This window comes from Bacteroides sp. D1, from assembly GCF_000157095.2.
Taxonomy (GTDB): Bacteria; Bacteroidota; Bacteroidia; order Bacteroidales; family Bacteroidaceae; genus Bacteroides; species Bacteroides xylanisolvens.
In genome coordinates this window covers 131,326-155,831 of record NZ_JH114350.1, presented here as the reverse complement: position 1 = coordinate 155,831, position 24,506 = coordinate 131,326, and the positions used below count along the sequence as shown (strand labels likewise).

The 24,506-nt window shown below is 40.1% G+C and carries 14 protein-coding genes and 1 pseudogene; 12 read left to right on the top strand and 3 right to left on the bottom strand.

From position 1 onward, the window contains the following. The first annotated feature begins 189 nt into the window (after positions 1-189). The 6 genes from BSAG_RS04270 (at position 190) to BSAG_RS04295 (ending at position 11,614) form a co-directional block, all read left to right on the top strand. Entirely contained in the window at positions 190-807 is a 618-nt protein-coding gene (locus tag BSAG_RS04270; protein WP_004308227.1) for a DNA polymerase ligase N-terminal domain-containing protein, read from the top strand. 374 nt (positions 808-1,181) lie between these two features. Further along, a complete protein-coding gene (locus tag BSAG_RS04275) occupies positions 1,182-1,883 on the top strand; it encodes a HAMP domain-containing histidine kinase (protein ID WP_008771005.1) in 702 nt (233 codons plus the stop codon). Positions 1,884-2,116: 233 nt separating this feature from the next. Next, entirely contained in the window at positions 2,117-3,658 is a 1,542-nt protein-coding gene (locus tag BSAG_RS04280; protein WP_008771006.1) for an RNA-binding domain-containing protein, read from the top strand. A gap of 16 nt (positions 3,659-3,674) precedes the next feature. After that, entirely contained in the window at positions 3,675-4,382 is a 708-nt protein-coding gene (locus BSAG_RS04285) for a hypothetical protein (RefSeq protein WP_008771007.1), read from the top strand. Positions 4,383-4,436: 54 nt separating this feature from the next. Further along, positions 4,437-7,730, top strand: a complete 3,294-nt coding sequence (locus tag BSAG_RS04290) for a helicase-related protein (protein WP_008771008.1) — start codon at positions 4,437-4,439, stop codon at positions 7,728-7,730. Positions 7,731-7,756: 26 nt separating this feature from the next. Beyond that, on the top strand, positions 7,757-11,614 hold the full coding sequence (locus tag BSAG_RS04295; protein ID WP_008771009.1) for an Eco57I restriction-modification methylase domain-containing protein: 3,858 nt from the start codon (positions 7,757-7,759) through the stop codon (positions 11,612-11,614). On the opposite strand, the gene BSAG_RS25780 is transcribed toward BSAG_RS04295, so the two are convergent. Then, positions 11,600-11,752 carry a hypothetical protein gene (locus BSAG_RS25780; protein WP_227080996.1) on the bottom strand — a complete coding sequence of 51 codons (153 nt, stop codon included), beginning with the start codon at positions 11,750-11,752 and terminating at the stop codon, positions 11,600-11,602. The two genes, BSAG_RS04295 and BSAG_RS25780, sit on opposite strands and share 15 nt — an antisense overlap. A gap of 248 nt (positions 11,753-12,000) precedes the next feature. Beyond that, positions 12,001-12,342 carry a hypothetical protein gene (locus BSAG_RS04305; RefSeq protein WP_008771011.1) on the bottom strand — a complete coding sequence of 114 codons (342 nt, stop codon included), beginning with the start codon at positions 12,340-12,342 and terminating at the stop codon, positions 12,001-12,003. An 86-nt stretch (positions 12,343-12,428) separates the two neighbouring features. Here BSAG_RS04305 and BSAG_RS04310 point away from each other — a divergent pair. From BSAG_RS04310 to BSAG_RS04330, 5 genes and pseudogenes are all read left to right on the top strand, one after another. After that, positions 12,429-12,842, top strand: a pseudogene (locus BSAG_RS04310) (SusC/RagA family protein); the annotation flags it as partial. A gap of 26 nt (positions 12,843-12,868) precedes the next feature. Further along, positions 12,869-14,614, top strand: coding sequence for a RagB/SusD family nutrient uptake outer membrane protein (locus BSAG_RS04315; protein WP_008017756.1), 1,746 nt, complete (start codon positions 12,869-12,871; stop codon positions 14,612-14,614). Positions 14,615-14,643: 29 nt separating this feature from the next. Next, positions 14,644-15,537 (top strand): endonuclease/exonuclease/phosphatase family protein, encoded by an 894-nt coding sequence (locus BSAG_RS04320; RefSeq protein WP_004313087.1) that lies wholly within the window; start codon positions 14,644-14,646, stop codon positions 15,535-15,537. Positions 15,538-15,553: 16 nt separating this feature from the next. After that, complete coding sequence (locus BSAG_RS04325; protein ID WP_004313085.1) at positions 15,554-17,716, top strand: hypothetical protein; 2,163 nt, start codon at positions 15,554-15,556, stop codon at positions 17,714-17,716. Positions 17,717-17,727: 11 nt separating this feature from the next. Beyond that, a complete protein-coding gene (locus tag BSAG_RS04330) occupies positions 17,728-18,618 on the top strand; it encodes an endonuclease/exonuclease/phosphatase family protein (protein WP_004313083.1) in 891 nt (296 codons plus the stop codon). A gap of 502 nt (positions 18,619-19,120) precedes the next feature. Here BSAG_RS04330 and BSAG_RS04335 read toward each other — a convergent pair. Next, positions 19,121-21,553 carry an ATP-binding protein gene (locus BSAG_RS04335; protein ID WP_004313081.1) on the bottom strand — a complete coding sequence of 811 codons (2,433 nt, stop codon included), beginning with the start codon at positions 21,551-21,553 and terminating at the stop codon, positions 19,121-19,123. A 219-nt stretch (positions 21,554-21,772) separates the two neighbouring features. Here BSAG_RS04335 and BSAG_RS04340 point away from each other — a divergent pair, with 219 nt between their 5' ends. Next, positions 21,773-24,472 carry a hypothetical protein gene (locus BSAG_RS04340; protein WP_008997713.1) on the top strand — a complete coding sequence of 900 codons (2,700 nt, stop codon included), beginning with the start codon at positions 21,773-21,775 and terminating at the stop codon, positions 24,470-24,472. Positions 24,473-24,506 lie beyond the last annotated feature (34 nt).

The following is a 24,506-nucleotide window of genomic DNA, read 5'->3' as shown; positions in this document are numbered from 1 at the left end:
GGACGATTGAAAGGGATTTTTGTACCCACTATGCAGGCAGTAAGAAAGGGAGAAGAATAAAAATAAGTTAGCAAACTTAAATGCAGTTATAAAGCCATTAAAATAGATGAATTTCGACAAACAAACAGATATACTGATTGTTGTCACATTGAATCATTCGTTTTTTTATTCACCTAAAAAATACAGATTATGGCAAAGAATTCTCCCGATGAAGGAAAAAACATCAAAATGGTAGAAAAGCAGGCGGTTGAAGCCTCTATGATCAACCTCAAAGAGTACCGGGCAAAAAGGCAATTCGGTAAAACACCGGAACCGATGGCGGATACGGTGGAAACTCCCAATCGAATGCCTGTTTTTGTTGTTCAGAAGCATGATGCCAGTCATTTTCATTTCGATTTTCGTTTGGAAGTGGATGGAGTATTAAAAAGTTGGGTGGTGCCTAAAGGACCTTCCATGAATCCAAAAGATAAGAGGTTGGCCATAGAAGTAGAAGACCACCCCTTGAGTTATGCGCACTTTGAAGGAGTTATACCGGAAGGTAACTATGGAGCAGGTACGGTGGAAATATGGGATAGTGGAACCTATGCTTACGTTGGTAATAATCGTAACATTTCCGCTGCCATTAAAAATGGAATACTTGAATTCAAGTTACACGGGCATAAACTCAAAGGGCTATTTGTCCTTATACATACCAATATGGATGATCAGGATAAAGACTGGCTGTTGATAAAGAAAGACGATGTATTTGCGGCCACTCACGTTTACGATGCAAAGATTATTCCGTCTTATGATGAGGTATTCCTGTAAACTATGATCTGACAGTACTTATCAGAAGTCTATTATTTTCAAATTATATACGTGGCTTTATAATTCTACTTATTTCATTATTCTAATGATTAAGTGGAACTATATGCTCGTGTGGTTGTATTGTTTTGCGATAAAATATTTTACAATTACTGTGTTTTGCCAAATGAAATGATGATTTTAGAATCTATCCCTTGATATTTCGGTAACAAACGATATTGTTACCACTTTTGATAGAAAACACCCATTGTTTTTGTTAGAATCCACCTCATATGTGGACGTTGAAAACTTTATACTTGTGCCGGATTTAGACACGTTAAAAGATCATCAAACGTGTTTTGATGAAAATGTAAGTATTAATCAAATCCTATATAAGTATGAATGATTGTTACCTGAGTTTATTATTAAACTTTCGCGCTTTACTTTCTATAGATAGTGGAGCCAATTTAGTAAACAGTAAACAAGCTATTGGCGTAATTTTGCCTGATTTATCATTGCTTGGTTATGCAGTTCCTGTAGAGAGTTTCGGCATTGGGCTATTTATTGTTTTGTTTGCGTATCTTGCGGTAGAGTATAATGTCCAGTTGTTGTCACATGAAAAACTTAAGATAGCCATGAACATGCTCCATACTACGCATACCCCGTTGATACTGTTACGAAATCAATTGGAAGAACTTAAAACCGGTAATCTTCCCGAATCGTTTTCCCAACAGGTAGAAGAGGCATTGGGATATACCGAATGCATTATATATTGCAATCAGAATATTGTAACCCTCAATAAGGTAAACAAAAAAATACTTCCTAAGACATCAACAGTAAATTTGGAACTCTCTTCTTATATTACTTCTATTGTTAATCAATGTCGTCCCTATGCTGATTCGCGCCGTATACAACTGACTGTCAGCGAATGTTCGGATTGCGTCAGTTGCAGGATCAATGAGAACATAATGACGGCAGCGCTTCAACATCTTATAAGCAAACTAATTTTGGGTTCCGATTTAGGTTGTTGCATATCAATCAATATAACACATACAACAGATTCCTGGCAGTTGCAGATTACTTCCTCAAAATCAACGTGATATATCTATCAGCGACTTGCGTACATGTGTTGCAAATATAACGCAAACCCGAAAATAAGCATCCATAAGCAACCACAGCTCTTGCTTGCAAAATTACGATTTTTATTCATAAATAAAGAGATGTAAACGCATAAAAATCAAAAGAAAGCGATGTTTTTAACAGATTCTTCGGTTTTATCCTTACCTTTGTGTATGATATTGGGATGTTATACCCAAACAACAATAAGAAAACGATGCAGATACATAACAATACATTGATAGCGGAATGCTCGGCTTACGATTTCAAGGAAATGTTGGAGCGTAAGAAAGTAAAGTCATGGCTTAAATCCGTGTCGGCATTTGCCAATACGGACGGTGGCAGTTTGTTCTATGGAGTGAATGATGACGGCGTAATTGTAGGGTTGGAGAATCCACAAGCCGATGCTGATTTTATCAGTGAAATGATAAAGGCACGACTTGACCCTGTGCCAGAAGTTCAACTTATTCCGATAGAACATGAAGGACATACCCTGCTTGAAGTGAAAGTAAAGGCAGGAACGCTTACACCTTATTACTATTATCAGGATGGGACACGTACCGCATATGTACGAGTTGGGAATGAAAGTGTAGAATGCAACTCCCAACAATTACTTTCGTTGGTATTAAAAGGCACGCACATGACTTGGGATTCACTGCCTACCCAAGTGGATGCCAGCAAACATTCTTTCATCATCCTTGCCAATACTTTCCGTGAGCAAACCCATCAGGAATGGAACGATAAGTATCTGGAATCATTCGGGCTGGTAACTCCTGACGGCAAACTGACCAATGCAGGATTGCTGTTTGTGGATAATTGCACGGTATTTCAATCGCGTATTTTCTGCACCCGTTGGACTGGACTCTATAAGGATGATGCCATCAGTTCCGTAGAACATCGGGCTAACCTTGTGCTGCTCTTAAAATATGGTATGGATTTCATCAAAAACTATACCATGAGCGGCTGGGTGAAGATGCCAAACTATCGCCTTAACCTCCCCGACTATTCCGACCGTGCTATCTTCGAAGGATTGGTAAACCATCTTATCCATCGGGATTATACCGTGATGGGCGGTGAAGTACATATCGATATTTACGATGACCGTGTAGAACTGGTATCACCGGGCGCAATGCTTGACGGAACACAGATTCAAGACCGTGACATATACAAAGTGCCGTCCATGCGCCGCAACCCCGTCATTGCGGATGTGTTCACACAGTTGGATTATATGGAAAAACGTGGTTCCGGCTTACGCAAAATGCGAGAGCTTACAGAGAAGCTACCCAATTTCCTGCAAGGTAAAGAGCCGCAATATCAAACGGAAGCGACTTCTTTCTACACCACATTCTATAATTTGAACTGGGGTGACAACGGAAGAATGCCTGTTGAAGAAGTAGCCAACAGAGTAAATAGTACCCTCGAAAAGTACCCGGTAAACGAAGAAAGTTCGGTCGAAAAGTTCGGTGTAAACACAAAAGAGTTCGGTGTAAATGAAGAAAGTTCGGTCGAAAAGTTCGGTGTAAATGCGGATAAGTTCGGAGATACATCGGAAACACAGAAGAAAGTCAGTAAAACTGCACAAAAGATAATCGACCTCGTTATTTCAGATCCTTCAATCACAGCTGATAATATGGCCAACAAGATTGGTGTAACTAAACGCGCTATAGAGAAAAATATCAAGAGCCTTAGGGGTATGGGAATTTTGGTTCACGAAGGTTCAGACAAGGCTGGTTATTGGCGCATTATTGTTAAACCATAAACAGAACAACAAACCTATGGAGACCTCTTTCATACCATTCTTTGCAATCATAGCCGTTTTGATTATCGCCTTTTTGTTTGCCTCTTTGCCACAGGTAAACCATAAAACGCGATACCGAGTGCTTTATGCAATAGCCATTATCATGCTATTAGCTGTTATCCCTATTAGTGAATATATGGCTGGTGGCATACAAAACTCAAGTAACAATTATCTGCTTGTCCTAATATTCGATATTGCAGTAGGATATTTCTGTATGTACATTGCTGCTTTGCTAAAATTCAACGTTCTTAAACGAAAGAACCAAGCATTAGAAAACGCCTTGACAGAAAAGCAACAAGAAAATGTAGCAATCCTATTGGAGCATCAAAACGAAAAACAACAAGCACTCCGGCAAAGAGAGCTTGAATGGTTAGCTGGGAAAATAAAGATGTTTACCGAAGAAGAACAGGAAGCTATTCTTGCCAGTGCTCTATCATTTGCTGAACATGACTTGATAGTTGCTCCCTCAATAAGCATACAGCCCAAAGAAACATGTAGTCAGCAAGAACTAATGTACTTTGTCTGCTCTGCTTTTTACAATATGGATAAAAGCCGTAGTGAAGTTGTGGGTTTCTTATATAAAGTTTTTCCTCTCTATTTTCCTGCTGGAGAAAGTGCATTGGCTAAAAAGATGCCGGGATTGGAGAAAGTTAAGGAAAGGAGAGAAAAAGAAAATGCTCAATAACAATTAGTATTATTAGCGTCACTTATTTCTAATTAAATTTTAACACGAATAATAATGAGTACAAAATTTTTCACAAACAGCACAGGAAACACCTTGTTTGATAAATTCAAAGGTATTGCTGCTGATATGATAAATTTCGATAGTTTTTTAGCAGTTGTTGGATTTTTTCGCTCATCTGGTTATTTTAAATTACGAAAAGAGTTGGGTAATGTATCAGAAATTAAAATATTGGTAGGTATTAATATTGATGATATTTTTCGCAAACACAATAAAGCTCTATTGATGTTAGCAGACGAAGATAAAGCGAAAGAAATCTATCACAACGGCTTCAAAGAGGACATTATTAATGCCCAATATTCTCCTGAAGTAGAAGAGGGTATTTTACAGATGTGTGAAGACCTTGTTTCAGGACGCTTACAAATGCGTATCCACGCTACTAAAAACTTGCACGCTAAATTCTATCTCTGTTTGCCACAAAATCATAGCGAACATAGCGATGGTTGGGTTATTATGGGATCGTCAAATATCTCTGATTCGGGTTTAGGCATTAAGCAACCACCACAATACGAACTTAATGTAGCGATGAAAGACTTTGACGATGTGAAGTATTGCTCTGATGAGTTTTGGGCTTTGTGGAATGAAGCTGTGCCATTGACTGTAGAAGATATTGAAGAGTACAAGAAGAAAACATATTTGGGTTATCAGCCAACGCCATACGAACTATACATAAAAGTGCTTATCGATACTTTTGGCGACCAAGTGGAAGATGATTTTTCTATTCAGTTGCCCGATGGTGTCAAGGATTTGAAATATCAGAAAGATGCCGTTATTCAAGGCTATCAGATGCTGATGCAGCATAACGGCTTGTTTCTTGCTGATGTTGTAGGTTTGGGAAAGACTATGATTGCTACAATGATAGCCAAGCGATTTGTAGAGGCTAACGGTAAAAACACCAATATCCTTGTTGTTTATCCTCCTGCTCTGGAAGACAACTGGAGAAATACATTCAAGTTGTTCGGCATCTACAAAAAAGCTCAGTTTATCACTAATGGTAGCCTATCCAAAGTTCTTGACGGTAAAGACAACTACAAGGATAAAGAGGAGTTTGATCTAATCATTGTCGATGAAGCACACGGTTTCCGTAGCGATAGTTCGGGCAAGTATGACGAGTTGCAGAAGATATGCAAGTCTCCTTGCATAAATATGGGCTTATTGAAGAGTTCACAGAAGAAAGTGATGCTTCTTTCAGCAACTCCGCTCAACAACCGTCCCGATGATTTGCAGAATCAATTATTGCTGTTCCAAAACAGTCAGAGTTGTACCATTGATGGAGTTCCAAACCTCAAAGGTTTCTTCTCAGAATACATATTGGACTACAAGCGATTGATGCGTGAACGTGACCAGCGTGATGTTACATCCGAAGTGGATAAAATATATGAGCAAATCCGTAGTAAGGTTATCGACAAAGTAACAGTTCGTCGTACACGCAACAACATTCTAAATGACCCTGATTATAGAGCAGACATCAAGTCTCAGGGCATCATATTCCCCAATATTCTGCCACCTAACGAATTGGAGTACGTGATGGACTCCGACACAAGTAATCGTTTCTACGAAACATTGAAACAATTAACCGACGGGAAAACAGATGAGAATCCAGAGGGCAAGGGACTAACTTATGCTCGTTATCGTGCAGTAGAGTTTTTGAAGCCTGAATATCGTAACAAGTACAAGAATGCTGTACATATCGGTCAGACATTGGCAGCTATCTATCGTGTCCATATGGTAAAGCGATTGGAGAGTAGTTTCTATGCTTTCAAGAAGTCGCTCCGCACACTTCTTCGTATCACAACCGATATGATTAAGATGTTTGAAGAGGACAAGGTTATCATTGCTCCTGACTTGAAAGTAAAAGATCTTCAAGCAAAGAATATGGAACTTGACGAGATTATAGAGTATGCTATTACAAAAGGATATGCCACAGAAGATATACTCTTTACCGCAGATGCTTTCAGTTCCGACTTTGTTGAAATGCTCCATCACGACCGTGAGATATTGGAACAACTCAATGCAGATTGGGAGAAAGAAAATGACGACCCAAAATTCGATAAGTTCCAAGAAAACCTTACTCATAACTTCTTCGATAAAGAGAGAAATCCATCGGGCAAATTGGTATTGTTCTCCGAAAGTGTAGATACACTGAACTATTTGTACGATAGACTTACAAAGGAAATTGGTCGTTCCGATGTCTTAATGGTTACAGCAGCCAACCGCAATCGTTTGGGGCAGACCATCAAGGAAAATTTTGATGCAAACTTTGACAGCGATTCTATGAGGTACAACATTATCATTACCTCTGATGTGTTAGCGGAAGGTGTGAACTTGCATCGTTCTAATGTGATTGTCAATTATGATTCACCTTGGAACGCTACCCGATTGATGCAGCGCATCGGTCGTGTAAACCGTATCGGATCAGTTGCTACCAACATCTACAACTATATGTTCTACCCATCTCAACAGGGAGATAAAGAAATTCAGTTATATAAGAATGCCCTTGTCAAGTTGCAAGGTTTCCATTCGGCATTTGGCGAAGATGCACAAATCTACTCCAAAGAGGAGATTGTAAAGGAGTTCCAGATGTTCGATAGCAATGTAAAGGATAGCATTGACAAGAAAATTGCCCTATTGCGTGAGGTACGTGAACTCTATAATAGCGACCGCAAACTGTATCACAAAATCAAGGCACTGCCAATGAAGAGCCGTGTAATGCGTGATACAGGAAAGCATAGCGGTAAGTCTATAATATTTGTTTCTTCCAATGTTAAAACAGAGTTCTATTTGGCATCAGCAACTAGTGTGGAGGTTATTGACTTCCTTGAAGCAGTAAAATATCTCAAAGCGAAGCCAGAAGAACAGCCTGTGCCATTTTCTAAAGAAGAGCAACACTACAAACATGTAAATAGTGCATTAGCTCAATATACGACCGAATATGTGGAGGCTGCCGATACATCATCCATCAACCGCACTGACCTTGACAAGACTTCGCTTGAAGCCAACAAGTTCTTGCGTACTATCAAGCAGATAACAACCGATAATGAATTGAAATCACAATGCGATGTGTTGATGGGATATATCAATGAAGGTATCTATGCCCAACTACCTCGTTACTTGAAAACTTTGTCTCGTGAATACAAGAACGACCGTGCAAAGATGAAACAAAACGAGTATAGTTTACAAAACAAAATTTCGGAACTACTTAGCGAGTATCAGACGATGAACAAAGAGCAACGCCACGATGCCCAAGATATTTCCAATCCACAAATCATTATTTCAGAGAGTTTCAAATAAATCACTCACTATAAACCAATATTACTATGGCAACTATATATACCTCAGATAGTTTAAGAAACATATTCCAATCGTCATTCAACTTGACACAATGGTATAGCTTTTCGCAACACTTTTTCAATGCAAGTGAATTGAAAGAGAAGCCTGAAAGAATTATTGAGAACACTTCGGATGAAGGCTACTATTTAGGTAACATAAATACTACTGATAGTTACCGTATAGGTTTGTTTCATTATAATATCCGTCAAGGCTCTGTCGCAAATAAACGTGTAGGACTTCGCAATCTCGTAAAATCATTTATCAACCCTACTTGGGGCGAATTTGATGCGGCATTGGTGGTATTTGATAGTGGCGACCATTGGCGTTTGTCATTCATTTGTGATATTAATGGTGAGGCAACATCGCCTAAACGTTACACTTTTGTACTGGGTGACAAAGGAAGTCATTATAACACACCAGTAGCCCGTTTCATCGACTTGCAACAGAAAGGTCTTTCTTTTACCAACATCAAGGAAGCGTTCTCCGTGGAAGCACTATCGAAAGATTTTTATAACAAGCTCTACAATTGGTATTTGTGGGCTTTGTCTGAGGATATAAACGTCACCTTCCCCAACAATCCCAACACCGAGAAGGATGACCGAGAGAACATCAATGTCAAGTTGATACGCATGATAACACGTCTGCTCTTCGTGTGGTTCATTAAACAGAAAGGACTGGTGCCTGACAGTATCTTTAACCCGAAACAGTTAAAGTCCATTCTTGTTGACTTTGATGAAACATCGCACATTGATGGCAACTACTATAATGCCATCCTGCAAAACCTCTTTTTTGCCACGCTCAACTGTGCCATTATCGATGAGGAGGGCAATCCTCGCTGTTTTGCTGCCTCCAAGTCTGGACGTGATACACGGAACCTTTACCGCTACAAGGAAATGTTCCAACAGAAAGAAGAGGAGATACTGACTCTCTTTGCCCACGTTCCGTTTCTGAACGGTGGACTCTTTGAGTGTCTCGACAAACCCAAAGATTTGTATCTCAACCAAGAATATGACATTTTTTATGACGGCTTTAGCCGCAATGCTACCAAATCATCTAATGGTAACTTCAAGTATCGGGCGTTTGTTCCCAACATTCTTTTCTTTAATGATGATGAAGACCAACCTGGACTCATTAATTTGTTGAAGCAATACAACTTCACCATCGAAGAGAACTCGCCTACGGATGCCGTCATATCGCTTGACCCCGAATTGCTCGGTCGTGTGTTCGAGAACCTTTTAGCGGCATACAATCCCGAAACACAGGAATCGGCACGCAAATCCACTGGCTCATTCTATACGCCGCGTCCCATCGTCGACTATATGGTGGACGAGGCCATAAAGAGTTATCTCCTTGGCAAACGACTCGACCGAATAAGCGAAGAAAAATTGAATGCACTATTTAAAGAGAGAACCGTTTCTACAGATTGGACAGATAGCAACAAGGATGCTATCGCCAACGCGCTCAAACAAGTCAAGATACTCGACCCAGCCTGCGGCTCGGGAGCGTTCCCCATGGGGTGTCTCTTGCGTATTGTTGACATCATAGAGTTGCTCAAGGGAGATACGGTCGACCGCTACCAACTCAAACTCACTATCATTGAGAATTGTGTCTATGGCGTTGATATCCAGCCAATCGCCATGCTTATATGTAAACTGCGTTTCTTCATCTCGCTTATCTGCGAGCAGAATGACATCGACTTTAGTTCTCCCGAAACGAACTTTGGCATCAACACTCTTCCTAACCTGGAAACAAAGTTCGTTGCAGCCAACACGCTCATCAGTGCCAATATACGCAACTACGAGGACGATTGGACGAACGACGAGAAACTGGATAGCATGAAAGAAAAACTGCTCTGTATCCGCAACGACCACTTCCTTGCGAAAGGTCGTGTAGCCAAGAAACGAAGTGAGCGTCAAGACAATGCCACCCGCCAACAGCTGCTCGACTATATAGTCAGCCATGCCCAAAAGCCTGACCTTGAAAAAATTGCAGCACATGAACGACTCTTGCAGCAACTCTCTGATGAATGGGAATTGTACAAGGATGAAGTGTGGGTAGACAAAACTCATCCCGTAGAGCAAACACTGTTCGGTGTAGTAGAGCATCCTGACTCTTTGTTTCGTGAGGACATCAACAAGAAGAAGCGCAAGGAACTGACAGTACGCATAAAAGCGACAAAAGCAGAAATTGCCAAAGAGCAGAACAAAGGCGAAATCACAGGATTTGAAGCCGCAGTCAAGCAGATAACGGAATGGAATCCATATGACCAAAATTCAGTGTCTTCCTTCTTTGACCCCGAATGGATGTTCTGTCTTAAAGAGAAGTTTGACATAGTGATTGGTAATCCGCCATATATTTCTACTAAAGGAGTAAAGGAAGAAGACAAAGTGAAGTATGAAAAGGAGTTTGGCTTTTCTGATGACACATACAATCTTTTTACATTCAAAGGATTGGCTCTCTGTAAAGATGGTGGAACACTAACTTATATCACACCAAAGACGTTTTGGACGACACAGACCAAGCGCAATATGAGAGATTTATTGTTGTCAAATACCATTCGCTATATTTTTGATACAGCCAATCCTTTTGAAGCAGCAATGGTTGACACCTGCATCACACAGACTGTTAAGCAGCCGATGGTAGATGAGCACATTGTTAATTTCTATGATGGTACTGCAGATTTGTCTCATCCCATTGTGTTCACTCCTATTCAACAAAGCATGTTCATAAATGCGCAGAACTCCGTAATATTCAAACCTACGCCACTGAATTTGCGCATCTATGAACTCTATGGGAAGAAAGTGAAAGAACTATATGACAAATGGTGGAGCAAGATTGAGACATCAAAGAAGATTTCTCAAAACCATAAGGAGTTGGAAGCCTATCGTGCCAGCCTAAAACCAGGCGATATTGCTTTATTGGGCTGCCTTACAGAGGGAGGACAAGGACTTGCAACGGCCAACAACGGTAAGTACATTGCTGTGCGCCGTTCCACAAAATGGGCGAAGAATATCATAGAGTCACGCCCCAAGAAACTGGTAGAAGCCATTAAGAAAAAGAAAATTAAGGTGGAAGGATTGGACGCCTATGCCAACGAAAAGGAATTCTTGGCATCCCTCTCGGAAAAAGAAATAGCAAACCTCTTCGACAATCTCAAAGAGAAGTATGGCCGTGACATTTTCGGACAGGGCTATATCTATAAAATCATTGATGATAGTGAACTGGCAAACGTTGATGAGCTGACCAAAGATGAGAAGGAGAACGGCATTGATACCTCAAAAAACTTCTATGTGCCTTACGACAAGGGAGACAAAGACGGTAATCGCTGGTATCTTGAAACCCCATTTGCCATTGCTTGGTCTAAGGAGAACGTCCAGTTTTTGAAGACAAATTCAGGAAAGAAAGGTGAAGGAATGCCAGTTGTCCGCAATCCTCAATTCTACTTTAGGGAGGGATTTTGTTGGAATAATGTTTTGACAACATATATGAAATGCAAAAAGAAAGAAAAGACTGTACAAAGCACAGAAAGCATGAGTTTCTTTTCTTGTGTCAACCAGGTTCCAGAGTTCTATCTGATTTCTTTAATGAACTCTAGATTTGCAGCTATATACGTTGATAATTTTATTAATTCGACTTCTCATTGTACAACAGGAGATGCTAAATTAATTCCTGTATTAATTCCAGATAATGAGATATTAAAATCGTGTAACAGATTATTTACCAGTGCTTTTGAGTTGAAAAAGTCTGTTGCTAAAGGTATAACAACAGACATATCAATTCAATCAGAGTTGGAAATAATAGAAGAGGAAAATGACAATTTAATAGCATGCTTATATTCCATATAGTTCTGCTTGTACATAATAATCCAAATCTCGTTGCAATGCTAATAGTTTTTCTTCCGCAGTTGTTCTATCAACCAAGGAAGAAAAACTATCTTTCTTTAAACAAATCGCCTCTTTACATAACTGTTCTATTTTATTCAAAATTTTTAAATTTGGTATTACGATTGGTAACTGCCTCGCATCATTTATTTGGAAATGAGATGTATTGTTCACAAAATTATCTACATAGAGACTAATAAGCTCCGAATTAATAAGGCTAACGTAATACCAATCAGGTATTTGGTTCATAGAGAATAAACTCATACTTAAAACATCAAATACGCCATTACCTTTCAGTCTTGCTTTAAGATAAGTAGAATTTACATCTATCCAACAAAATCCCTCTGTGTTTAGAGATTATAAATTTTCTCAACATAAGAATCCACTTCTTTCTGGATGACATCAAGAGCATTGTTCGTTGTGTGTCCTTTCTTTATTTTAATTGCATTTGAGACAAATGATTTTGCCTGCTCATCATCTGTCGATGTAGGAATGATGATGGGTAACTGACGTGCATCATTAATCTGAAATGTCTGAGTATTATTGACGAAGTTGTCAACATAATGACTAATCAAGGTTGAGTTTATCATTGTGATGATGTAGTCTTCTGAAAGCAAATTAGAAACTCCAAAAATGCTCATACTTTTGACGTCATGTATGCTTTTTTCTTTCTTACGGCACTTCAGAAACATTGTGTTTATATCACTCCAACACAATCCCTCCCTAAAGTAGAACGTATAACCTTGGTATCGCGCCCTTGGATCTGTCTTCAAAAACTGGACCTTATTCCCGACCATATGCTAGTTTTATTCCTTCCGACTTTATGAGCCAGGTATGGAGTGAAGAAAATACAAATGCTTATTTCCCACATCCCAGAGGATATGTGGCTCTCGGTAGTAATCGTGAATTGGCAGTGGTTAATACTAAATATTTGCAGAATCTGGCTTATTGTCGGTTGAAGAATCTTTCTATTGGTTACACATTGCCGGATAAATGGCTTTCTAAAATAGGTTTCGAGAAAATACGTGTTTACTTTAGTGGTGAGAACTTGCTGACATTCACTAAGCTACATTCCGATTATATTGATCCGGAACAAGCATCGGCAAGTAACAGCTGGAAAACAAGTAAAAGTGACGCAAATATTTATCCCTGGGCAAAGACATACTCTTTTGGTGTAGATATAACGTTCTGATAATAATGAATATAAAGGAATATAGTATGAAAATAATGAAATATACATTGTGGGCGACTGTTGGTCTGTCGTTGTTATTTGCTTCTTGTGAAAGCATATTGGATATAAATCCGAAAGATCGCTTGACGACTAAGGATTATTTTACGAATGAAGAGCAATTACAGTTGTACAGTAACCAGTTCTATTCAAACAATTTTCCGGGTGACGGTGATATTTATAGGGACGATGCTGATATGCTGATTGTATCTCCTTTAAGCGACGAAGTGAGTGGGCAACGTGTCATTCCGGAAACGGGTGGAGGATGGAGTTGGAGTGCACTGCGATCAATTAATTTTTTATTGGATAATCTGGGAAACTGTAAAGACCAGAAAGTGCGCGACAAATATGAAGCCCTGGCACGCTTCTTCCGTGCTTATTTCTATTTTGAAAAGGTGAAACGTTTTGGAGATGTACCTTGGTACGATAAAGTACTCGGCTCGGATGATGCTGATTTATACAAAGCCAGGGATTCACGCGAATTTGTGATGGGAAAGATAATGGAAGATCTTAATTTTGCCATAGAGGTTTTTAAAGAAACCAACCGGACAAAAGAACTTTATCGTGTAACCTGGTGGACTGCCCAGGCATTAAAGTCACGTGTAGGATTATTTGAAGGTACTTATCGTAAATATCATGGATTGGGTGATTATGAGAAATACTTGAATGACTGTGTAAGTGCCTCTAATGAAATCATGACTGCTTCCGGAGGATATTCATTGTATCAATCCGGCTCACAGTCCTATCGTAATCTCTTTAAATCCGAGAATGCGATTGATGCGGAAATCATATTGGCAAGGGATTATAATAATGATTTGAGTCTGGTTCATAAAGTACAAGCTTTTGAGAATTCTCCGACATTAGGCCGCCCCGGACTTTCGAAAAAACTGGTCAATTATTATTTAATGAAGAACGGCAACCGTTTCACCGACCAGCCCAATTATGCAACAATGGAATTCAAGGATGAAATAGTCAATCGTGATCCGCGTTTAGCGCAAACAATCCGTACTTCAAATATAAATATGAATGTCACGATGACCGGATACCACTTGCTGAAATATGCAAATGATAATATGAGCTATACAGGTGATTCAAGCAATGACCTTCCTCTGTTCAGATTGGCAGAAGTTTATTTGAACTATGCCGAAGCAAAGGCAGAATTAGGCACACTGACGCAAACTGATATCGACAATACGATAAACAAATTGCGGACACGTGCAGGAGTCACGGGAAAACTGAATATGAACGCAGCAAACCTTTCTCCGGACCCTTATATGTGTGCTCCGGAAACCGGTTATGTGAATATCACAGGAGATAATAAAGGGGTGATTCTGGAAATCCGACGGGAACGTGCGATAGAGTTGGTCATGGAAGGCTTCCGTTATTATGATTTGATGCGCTGGAAAGAGGGGCAATGTATGGCCCAATCTTTTAAAGGATTTTATCTTCCTGCTACAGCTATCAATAAAGCGTATGATATCGATGGAGACGGAACAAATGATGTCTGTTTCTACACCACATCTTCGCAACCCAATGTTGGAAGTGTGACGTATGTAAAATTGGCTTCCGATGGAAGCGGCACCTCATTGTCAGAAGGTAATTATGGCAATTTATTGTGTTACAGTTGGATCGACCGTACCTGGAATGAGAACCGTGATTATCTATATCCGATACCAAGACAGGAAATAACCTTATCTAATGGTGTCGTAACCCAGAATCCGGGATGGAATGAATAACAAGTATAAAAGATATAAATAATAGATTTATGAAAAAAATAGTAATATACACATTGATTACCTTCATATTCTCTGTTTTCGCCAGCAGTTGTGAAGATAATAAAGACAATTCATTGTACTATCCTGATTTCACGTGGGATACAGGAGATGGCGAGGAAGACGAAGACCCCGTGACTGAAACGTCCATGCGTGTAGCAACTTATAACTTACAGGTGGAGACTGGTACAGGATGGACTAACCGACGGGAACGTGTGGCACAATTAATCAGAGACTACGATTTTGAGATTTGTGGATTCGAAGAAGCCAGTTGGGAACAACGTTCCTACTTAGGAACTCAACTTGCGAGTGATTATCAGATTCTCGCTTATGGTCGTGACACTGGAAATGACGATAATAAGGCAGGAGAGATGAGTGGCATTTTATATAAGAAGAGCCGCTACACATTACTGGATGCCGGACGTTTCTGGTTTTCCGAAACTCCGGAAATTCCTTCCAACGGATGGGATGAAACAAATTTCAAACGTTTCTGTGTATGGGGAAAATTCAAGGATAGCAAGACTCAAAAAGAATTTTATCTTTTTGAAACTCACATGCCTTTGGCTGATAATGCCAGAAAACATGCATGTCAAATGCTGGTGGATGCAGTTTCCGATAAAGCAAAAGACAATACTCCCGCATTTTGTACCGGCGACTTTAATGCGACTCCTGATGCTCCCGAAATAGCCACTACGATTTGCCAAAGTGGTATATTAAAAGATGCATATCGGGAAGCGGCCGTTCAGCATGGAGCTCTCTTTACATTTCCTTCTAAAAAGACCAGAATTGATTTTATTTTTGTGAAACATGCTACGGTGCTTTCTACCCGCACTATTGTCAGTTCTTTATCCGATCATTATCCTATGGTGATCGTAGTAGAAATCTAAAATAAAAATGAAGATTATGAAAAACAAATTTTATCATATAAGTACATACTCGGTAATGAGATATTGGACCATTTTATGGATGGCTATTTTATCTTTCTCATGCTCTGATTTTAATCCGATGGATTCCTATAGCCGTATTCCGCCGGATAGAAACACAGACATAGATGACGGAGACGAGGGTGACGGAGCAGGCGGGCTTTTTGAAAAAGGTTATGGAACAGTGAACAAGCCCTATCTCGTTATGGATGTGATACAGATTCAGAATATGAGTGAGGCTTTGGTGAAAGGAAAGATGATTTATTTCCAATTGGGAGCTGATATTGATATGAAGTCTATATCTAATTGGGATCCATTGAACCCAACCGGTGACTATTATATCTATTTTGATGGAAATAATCATATTATAAAGAATTTCACCTGTACGGATAAAGCGTATGCCAGTTTTTTCGGTATTTTGACCGGGACTTGTAAAAATGTCGGTTTCTATAATGCCCATGTAGAAGCAGCTACTAATAGTGGGGCAGGGGTTATCGGCGGTTATATCGGAGTGAAAGCTCCGAACGCTGTAGAGAAGACAGGGCAGGTGGAAAACTGTTACGTCTCCGGAAAAGTGAAAGGAAAGTATGCTGGTGGAATAGCTTCCCGTATGGGTAGACCGTATGGAGGACAGATTTGTTATATCAAAAACTGTTATTCCACAGCAGAGGTTATATCTACAGGAGATGAATGTGGAGGTATTGTAGGTTCTATGTATGAAAACAGTGAAGTGTCGTATTGCTATTCTACAGGTGTATTAATTGGAGCCAATTCAGTGGGAGGTATTGCTGCACTTCCTTCCGAAGGAGCTAAAATTACGTCCTGTGTTGCTTGGAACTGGAAAATAACAGGTCCTGCTGCCAGATCTGGACGTATCAGTGGAGTTTTGTCTCAAGGTGAAAATGGACATCAGGCGGATCCCGTCGCATCTGAATGTTATGCATGGGAGGATATGATTTGTACAGGATTTACTCCGGAGGATAATGCAGGTTCCGTTTCGACAGGAAAATATGATGGAGTGAGTGAAAGTGCTCTGACTTTGCAGAATAGCATTGCTAATTGGGGGACCCCATGGCATAATGTTGGGAATATAGATATGGGATTCCCTATTTTAGAGTGGCAATTGGATAGAGAAGATTATGCTAGTTATGGAGGACATGACAACGAACCGGAAGGAGATTTTGCCAATGGAGACGGAACTCAAAATAATCCTTATGTGATTGCTAATGCTATCCATATTCAGAATATGAGCAAAGCCCTCATTGAAAAACAAACGACTTATTTTGTCTTGAGTGCGGATATTGATATGCAGGGGATCAAGTGGGCACCTCTAAATGATGCTAATGGTTACCATAAATGGATTGATTTCGATGGACGCAATCATGTAATTAAAAACCTTACTTGTGAGTCAGGCACATATAGAAGCTTCTTCGGGGTATTGTGTGGAGAATGTAGAAATGTGGGATTTGTGGATGCAAATATCTCATCTCCGAATACTGGTATTGGCATCATAGCCGCTTATGTAGGATTGGCTGCCGGTGCAGAGAATTATACTGGAAAGATAACAAACTGCTATACTACCGGAGTACTGAAGGGGTCGGGAGCAGCAGGTGGAATTGGCGGTGTACTTGGTGGTTCGGGATATATCAAAAATTGCTATTCCAGTGCTACTGTTATTGATCAAATTGCTAACAATACAGGTAAAGCCGGTGGAATCATCGGAAGGGTGAATGGCAATGCCAGTGGAAGCAGTATTGAAAACTGTTATACTAGTGGTGATATCAATGCCATAGGTGGAGGAAATGCCGGAGGTATAGTCGGCAAAGTGGATGGCGGTAAATTAGTCATAAAAAATTGTATTGCTTGGAATAGTATGTTGGTTAGTACCGATAAAGCAAAGGTGGGACGTATAGTCGGAGGTACTGCCAATGCTACTTATGAAAATTGCTATGCTTATGACGGTGTGATTTTGAAAGCAGGAGAGGCTACATTTACCGTTTCAGATGAGACATCACCGTCCGGTAGTAGTTTCCAGGGAGTAGCTAAATCTGCTAACGAGCTGAAAAACACTGTCATAAACTGGGATTCTTCTCTTTGGAAAGAAGGAAGCAACGGCTATCCGGTATTTAAATGGAGTAAATAAATTGATACTTAATGATTTGTAATATGAAGTGTTCTATAAATAAGAAATATTATTTTCTACTTTTGATTTTACTTTTTGCCGGAGGTCTTCCGGCAAAATCTTCCAACTTAGACAAAACGAAACCGGAAGATATTATTCGCCTTGCATCTTATAACATCCGTACCAAAGGAGACAAGGGGGATAAGTCTTGGGAAGTCCGTCTGAACGCATTGGTAGATGTTGTGCGACGGAATAAGTTCGATATGTTTGCCATACAGGAAGGGCGTACCTCTCAATTAAAGGATATGATGATTCTGAACGAATATTCTTATATCGGTCGTGATCGTGACGGGGATAATAAAGGAGAACATTGTGCCATTTACTATAAAAAAGATCGCTTTAAGGTGTTGAAACATGGTGATTTCTGGTATTCGGAAACTCCGGATATACCTTCTTATGGTTGGGGAGCACGTTGTCGCCGGATTTGCACTTGGGGATATTTTAAAGACCTCCGGACTGGGAAGAAATTCTATGTGTTTAATTCGCATACGGATCATGAAGCAACAGAAGCAAGACGGCAATCTTCGTTCATGTTGTTGGAACAGGTAAGGAAAATCGCTAAAGGCAGACCAACCTTTTGCACCGGTGATTTTAATGCCACTCCGGACGAAGAACCGATACAACTTCTCCTGAAAGATAGTTTATTACTGGATTCATATAAATGTACTTTGACGCCTCCTAAAGGACCGTCCGGTAGTTTTTATGCCTATGACAAAACTGGAAAAACAGCTAAGCGCATAGATTTTATTTTTGTGACTCCAAAAATAAAAATACTTTCTTATCACACCATTGATGATGATATAAAGTATAATAAGTACTCTTCAGATCATTTTCCTGTAATGGTGGAAGCGCTACTGAAATGAGAAAAGGAATAAACATTTGAATAGTTATAAAAAACAAGTTGTAAAGGTCGTTCATTACTATAAGTGTATAGATATATTTGTATATATCGCATTGGTGTTGTTTCGGCCTTTACACTGTTTTCTTTTTCTCATACAAGATGCTAATAAACTCATAGAACGTTTATAATAAAAAGTGAAATAGTTTATTATATTTATTATAAACGACATTCATAGAAATTCGTCAAACGGCACTGAATATATTAAACAAAACGGGGTGAAATTAGCAAAAATTTCACCCCGTTTTTACTCTTTCAGACATATATTTATGTATCTGAAAAACTACTTTATGTATCTATTTTTGTATATATCATTTTGATGTTAGCTAATTGGTTATTGCAAATATACAAAATAAAAAGGGCAAAGTCAATAGTTCTATTCATTTAGAATCCACAAACTGCCCGAATATATTGATCATATTAATATTGAGAAACCAAACATGCGGACAACTCTTTTTATAGTCAGTCTAGTCAGCAGCATGGTACGGATGTGTAAACCAGAAGCAGGAACCTATTCCTTCGGTCGAATCCACGCCAATTTCTCCTCCCATTTGGGAAACAATGCTTTTGCAGATAGAAAGTCCAAGTCCTGTACCCTGAACAAAGGTATTGAGCTTCACAAAACGTTCAAATACGCTCTTTTGCTTTTCTTCCGGTATTCCCATTCCGGTGTCGCGCACATAGAATTTTATTTTCTGATGGGATACTTGTTCATATCCCAAGGTGATACTGCCTTGCTGGGTGAACTTTAATGCGTTATTTATAAAGTTACTGATTACTTGGGTGAATCTGTTTTTATCCGTATAGATATAACATTCCGGGAATGGTTCCTCCAAAATCAGTTCAACACCTTTACCCACTTTCATACCCATTGATTTGATAATTTCAGAACAAGTCTCGTTTACATCCACATTGGTATATACAAAATTGAATGTTCCCGCTTCGATTTTCGAAAGATCGAGAATGTCCGATATCAGTTGCAAGAGAAGTTCATTATTCTCTTGCACAATCTTGATATATTCCTGCCGTTCGCTTCTGCTATCCGTTTCTGCCAGAAGACTGGAAAAGCCGACAATAGCATTGAGAGGAGTACGGATCTCATGACTCATGTTAGCCAGGAAAGCCGATTTCAGACGATCCAGTTCTTCCGCTTTATCACGGGCAATAATCAATTTCTGTTCAGTTTCTTTCAAAGGCGTGATGTCATAATTGATACACAACATCTCAATAATGCCGTCTTGCGGACGATAATCTCTGACCATTACGTTAATGCTGGTCCATGTATATTTGCCATTCTCCCTGCATACACGAACTTCTTTACGCAAACTGGTTGCCTTTCCCGTTTTCACTTCACCTACAAAGTTTTTCAGAACAGCCTGATCTTCAGGAACCACATGTGCATATACTCCGATAACCTGTGGCATGGGAATACCTTCTTTCTCTCCCAAATTCCTGTACCATGTATCTTGGGCATATCCGTCTCTTGTCAATACATTGAAATGAGCAAATCCTACCTTGGCGTAATCACCGATGAGAAGAAACAGATTCTCAAACTCCTGTATCTTGGTGTATGCATTGGTCGTTTCCGTCGTATCTATATTGATAAACAGATAGTTGATAAATCGATTTTGAGAATCATAGAGAGCAGTAACTTTAGTGTTAAGATTAATAATCCCATTTCTCCGGCTATCTACATATTGATTTATTTTGGAGAAGTCATAATTGATGGAGAAATTTACATCTTCTTTCGCTCTCAATCTCTCTTTAACCTCTGAAGGAATATTGGGATTATCGAACAGATTAACTCCCAATGCCTCATTCTTGTCAGACAAGCCGAATATTTCAAGCTCTTTATCATTAATATCTACCAGATAACCGTCTTTGTCGTAAAGTTCGACGCCTGCCGGAAGATTCTTATAGATGTTTCTCAATATCTTCTCGCTGTTGTCCAAAGCTAGACGATCTTCTTTGGCTTGTAACTCCGACTTTCGCAATTCGATGCAAATACTGATAATATTAGCAAGGGAGGAGAAGCATTGATAATCCACATTGCTCCAGCTACGCTGCGTTCTTACCATATCAATTCCCATATAGCCCCATACCTCTTCTTTAGAGATTAGCGGAACTACCATCAGTGACTTGATATCCTGCATCTCCAACGTCTGACGATATTCCGCAGCTTCTTCGGGCATATCGTCCAGCGTGTTCAGTATGATAGCCCTTCTTTCAGCTATCTGATGATTCCACCAGGTAGAAGGGTCCCAGGGAATATTGCTCAAGAACTCCTGTTCCTTGGATATTCCTTCGGCGGTAACCTCATAAGTGCAATCCTGGCGTTGTTCTTTTCTGTTTATTTCGAAGATATAGATACGATCGCCCAAAAATTGGTGAAGAAGATCTCCTAATGTCTTGTTAACCACTTGAGCGACATCATCACATTGCAGAAAAGCAAGCAATGAATATGAAATATTAGTTTGTTGGTAAAGCAAATTGCTTACTTGAAAGAAATCAATGTTTCCATTCGTAGTATCGATCGGTCTGTCAATATATTGCAGAAAGCCTGTCATGTTCCTATATCCCTCTTTATCGGGCTTTTGGAAATTAATCTTAGAGTACACCCATATTTCCCCGTCTTTTGCCCGGATTGGGAACATTTGTTCGTATGTCTCCAGATAAGAAAGAGACATATATTCATTTTTAAGACGCAGTCGGTGGTCTTCACGTATTCTTTGGTGGAATTCGGTGAAACTGATGCGGTTACTTTCAAGGCCGAGTAAGTCAACAATAAAGTCAGAGCAGATATATTCTTTATTCTTCAAATCTGACTCCCACCATCCCATTTTGGCCATCTGTGCTATCTGAACGTATTTTTCATAGTCATAATTTGTTTGTTCTTTCATATTGTTTGCTCTTGTTTTCTGTTTTATATTATAAGACACTAGCCGGCAAAGATAAGCATAACTTTTAAATAATGAGGTGTTTGCATATCACAGCAGGATGAAAGTGGAAATTTGGTGCTGAAAAGTGGAAAAAGAGACGAATGAGTACAAACAGGGGATTATTTCGTCTTGCTCTTAGTGAAGAAATGAATTATATAATCTATAATATATATCAGAAGAATGAAAAATACCAGATTATTCATGTTTGCGGCATGCACACTTTTTTTGGCAGCGTGTGGCAGGCAAACCGTGAAGATTATGACTCCGCCGGATGCGTCAAATCGTGTTCTGTTTGGTGCGGAGCAGTTACAGACTACCTTGGATAAAGCCGGTTATCAGGTAATGATGCAACAGGGAGACACGACATTCTCCGATCCCGAAATCAAAACGATTCTGTTGACGGAAGTAAATGACACGACGCTCAAGAAAGAAGGTTTTCATATTTCGACGACGGGCAATCTGACCAGAGTGTCCGGCAGGGATGGGAGTGGTGTCATTTACGGATGCCGTGAACTGATTGACCGTGTGAATGATTCGGATGGTAAGTTGAACTTCCCGGAGGAACTGAAAGACGGTCCTGAAATGGTATTGCGTGGTGCATGTGTAGGATTACAGAAGATGACCTATCTGCCGGGACATGGTGTGTACGAATATCCGTATACGCCGGAAAGTTTCCCCTGGTTTTATGATAAAGAGCAGTGGATTAAATACTTGGATATGCTGGTTGCCAACCGCATGAATTCGCTGTACCTTTGGAATGGCCATCCGTTTGCGTCATTGGTGAAACTGGAAGATTATCCGTTTGCACTGGAAGTAGATGAAGAAACTTTCAAAATGAACGAAGAAATGTTCTCTTTCCTCACGGAAGAAGCGGACAAGCGCGGTATCTTTGTCATACAGATGTTTTATAATATCATTCTTTCCAAACCTTTTGCTGAACATTACGGACTGAAAACACAGGACCGTAACCGTCCTATTACTCCTCTGATTGCCGATTATACACGCAAGAGTATTACCGCTTTCATTGAAAAATATCCCAATGTAGGATTACTTGTTTGTCTGGGTGAAGCGATGTGTACAGTGGAGGACGATGTGGAATGGTTTACTAAAACAATTATTCCGGGAGTGAAAGACGGATTACAGGCATTGGGACGTACGGATGAACCGCCTCTTTTGTTGCGTGCACACGACACGGACTGCAAACTGGTGATGGACGCTGCTTTGCCGCTCTATAAGAATCTTTATACGATGCATAAGTATAATGGTGAATCGTTGACTACCTACGAACCTCGTGGTCCCTGGTCGAAAATTCATACAGATTTGAGTTCGTTGGGTTCCATTCATATCAGTAACGTACATATTTTGGCAAATTTGGAACCGTTCCGCTGGGGTTCTCCGGATTTCGTACAAAAGGCGGTAACTGCCATGCACAATGTACACGGTGCCAATGCGTTGCACCTTTATCCGCAGGCTTCATATTGGGACTGGCCTTATACGGCGGACAAACTACCGAACAATGAACGTGAATTCCAGTTGGATCGCGATTGGATCTGGTACCAGACTTGGGGACGCTATGCATGGAACTGTCATCGCGACCGTACAGATGAAATGGGTTACTGGGACCATCAGTTGGGCAAGTTCTACGGAACCTCTGACGAAAATGCAAGTAATATCCGTGTAGCATACGAAGAAAGCGGAGAGATCGCTCCGAAGTTATTGCGTCGTTTCGGTATCACAGAGGGAAATCGCCAAACGTTATTACTGGGTATGTTTATGAGTCAGCTTGTCAATCCATACAAATATACGATCTACCCGGGATTCTATGAAAGCTGCGGACCGGAAGGAGAGAAGCTGATAGAGTATGTAGAGAAAGAATGGAAAAAGCAACCTCATGTGGGTGAAATGCCTTTGGATATTGTTGCTCAAGTAATAGAACATGGAGATAAAGCAGTAGCGGCTATTGATAAAGCAGCTGGTTCCGTCTCTTCAAATAAAGATGAATTCGCACGTTTGCAGAATGATATGCATTGTTATCGTGAGTTTGCGTATGCGTTCAACCTGAAAGTGAAAGCTGCCAAACTGGTATTGGATTATCAATGGGGAAAAGAGATTAAGAATCTTGAAGAAGCTATTCCTTTGATGGAACAAAGCTTGGAACACTATCGCAAATTGGTGGAACTGACGGACGAACATTACTTATATGCCAACAGTATGCAGACTGCCCAACGTCGTATTCCTATCGGTGGAGATGATGGAAAGAATAAGACTTGGAAAGAACTGCTGGTACACTATGAGAAGGAATTGGAGAATTTCAAAGCCAACCTCGCTTTGTTGAAAGAAAAACAGAATGGAAATGCAGTGACTGAAACTGTCGAGATTGCTGCCTGGACTCCTGCAAATGTGAAACTGATCTCTAATTATCCGACAGTGAAAGTGGATGAGGGGACTTCTTTATTTGTGGATGTTCCAGGTAAGATAGAAGCAGTAGCTCCGGAATTGAAAGGAATGAAGGCGCTCCGCTTCAATGGAAATGAGCAGAGAGAGAAAGGCACAAGCATCACTTTCGAAACGGATGCTCCGGTGAAATTGTTAGTCGCTTATTTCAAAGACGACCAGAAAAAATATGCAAAAGCTCCGAAACTGGAAATCGATGCGTCAGCCAATGACTACGGTCAGGCGGAACCCGTGTTGACGAATGCCGTCCGTATCAACGGAATGCCTTTGGCAAATGTACATGCATATAGTTTTCCGGCTGGAAAGCATACGTTGATGTTACCCAAAGGTTATCTGCAAGTGTTAGGATTCACGGCTGCGGAAACGAAAGTTCGTAATGCCGGGCTTGCCGGGGATGAAGAGACAATGGATTGGTTGTTTTATTAATGGGAATTTAGCAGTTAAATGGGAATTTAGCGGT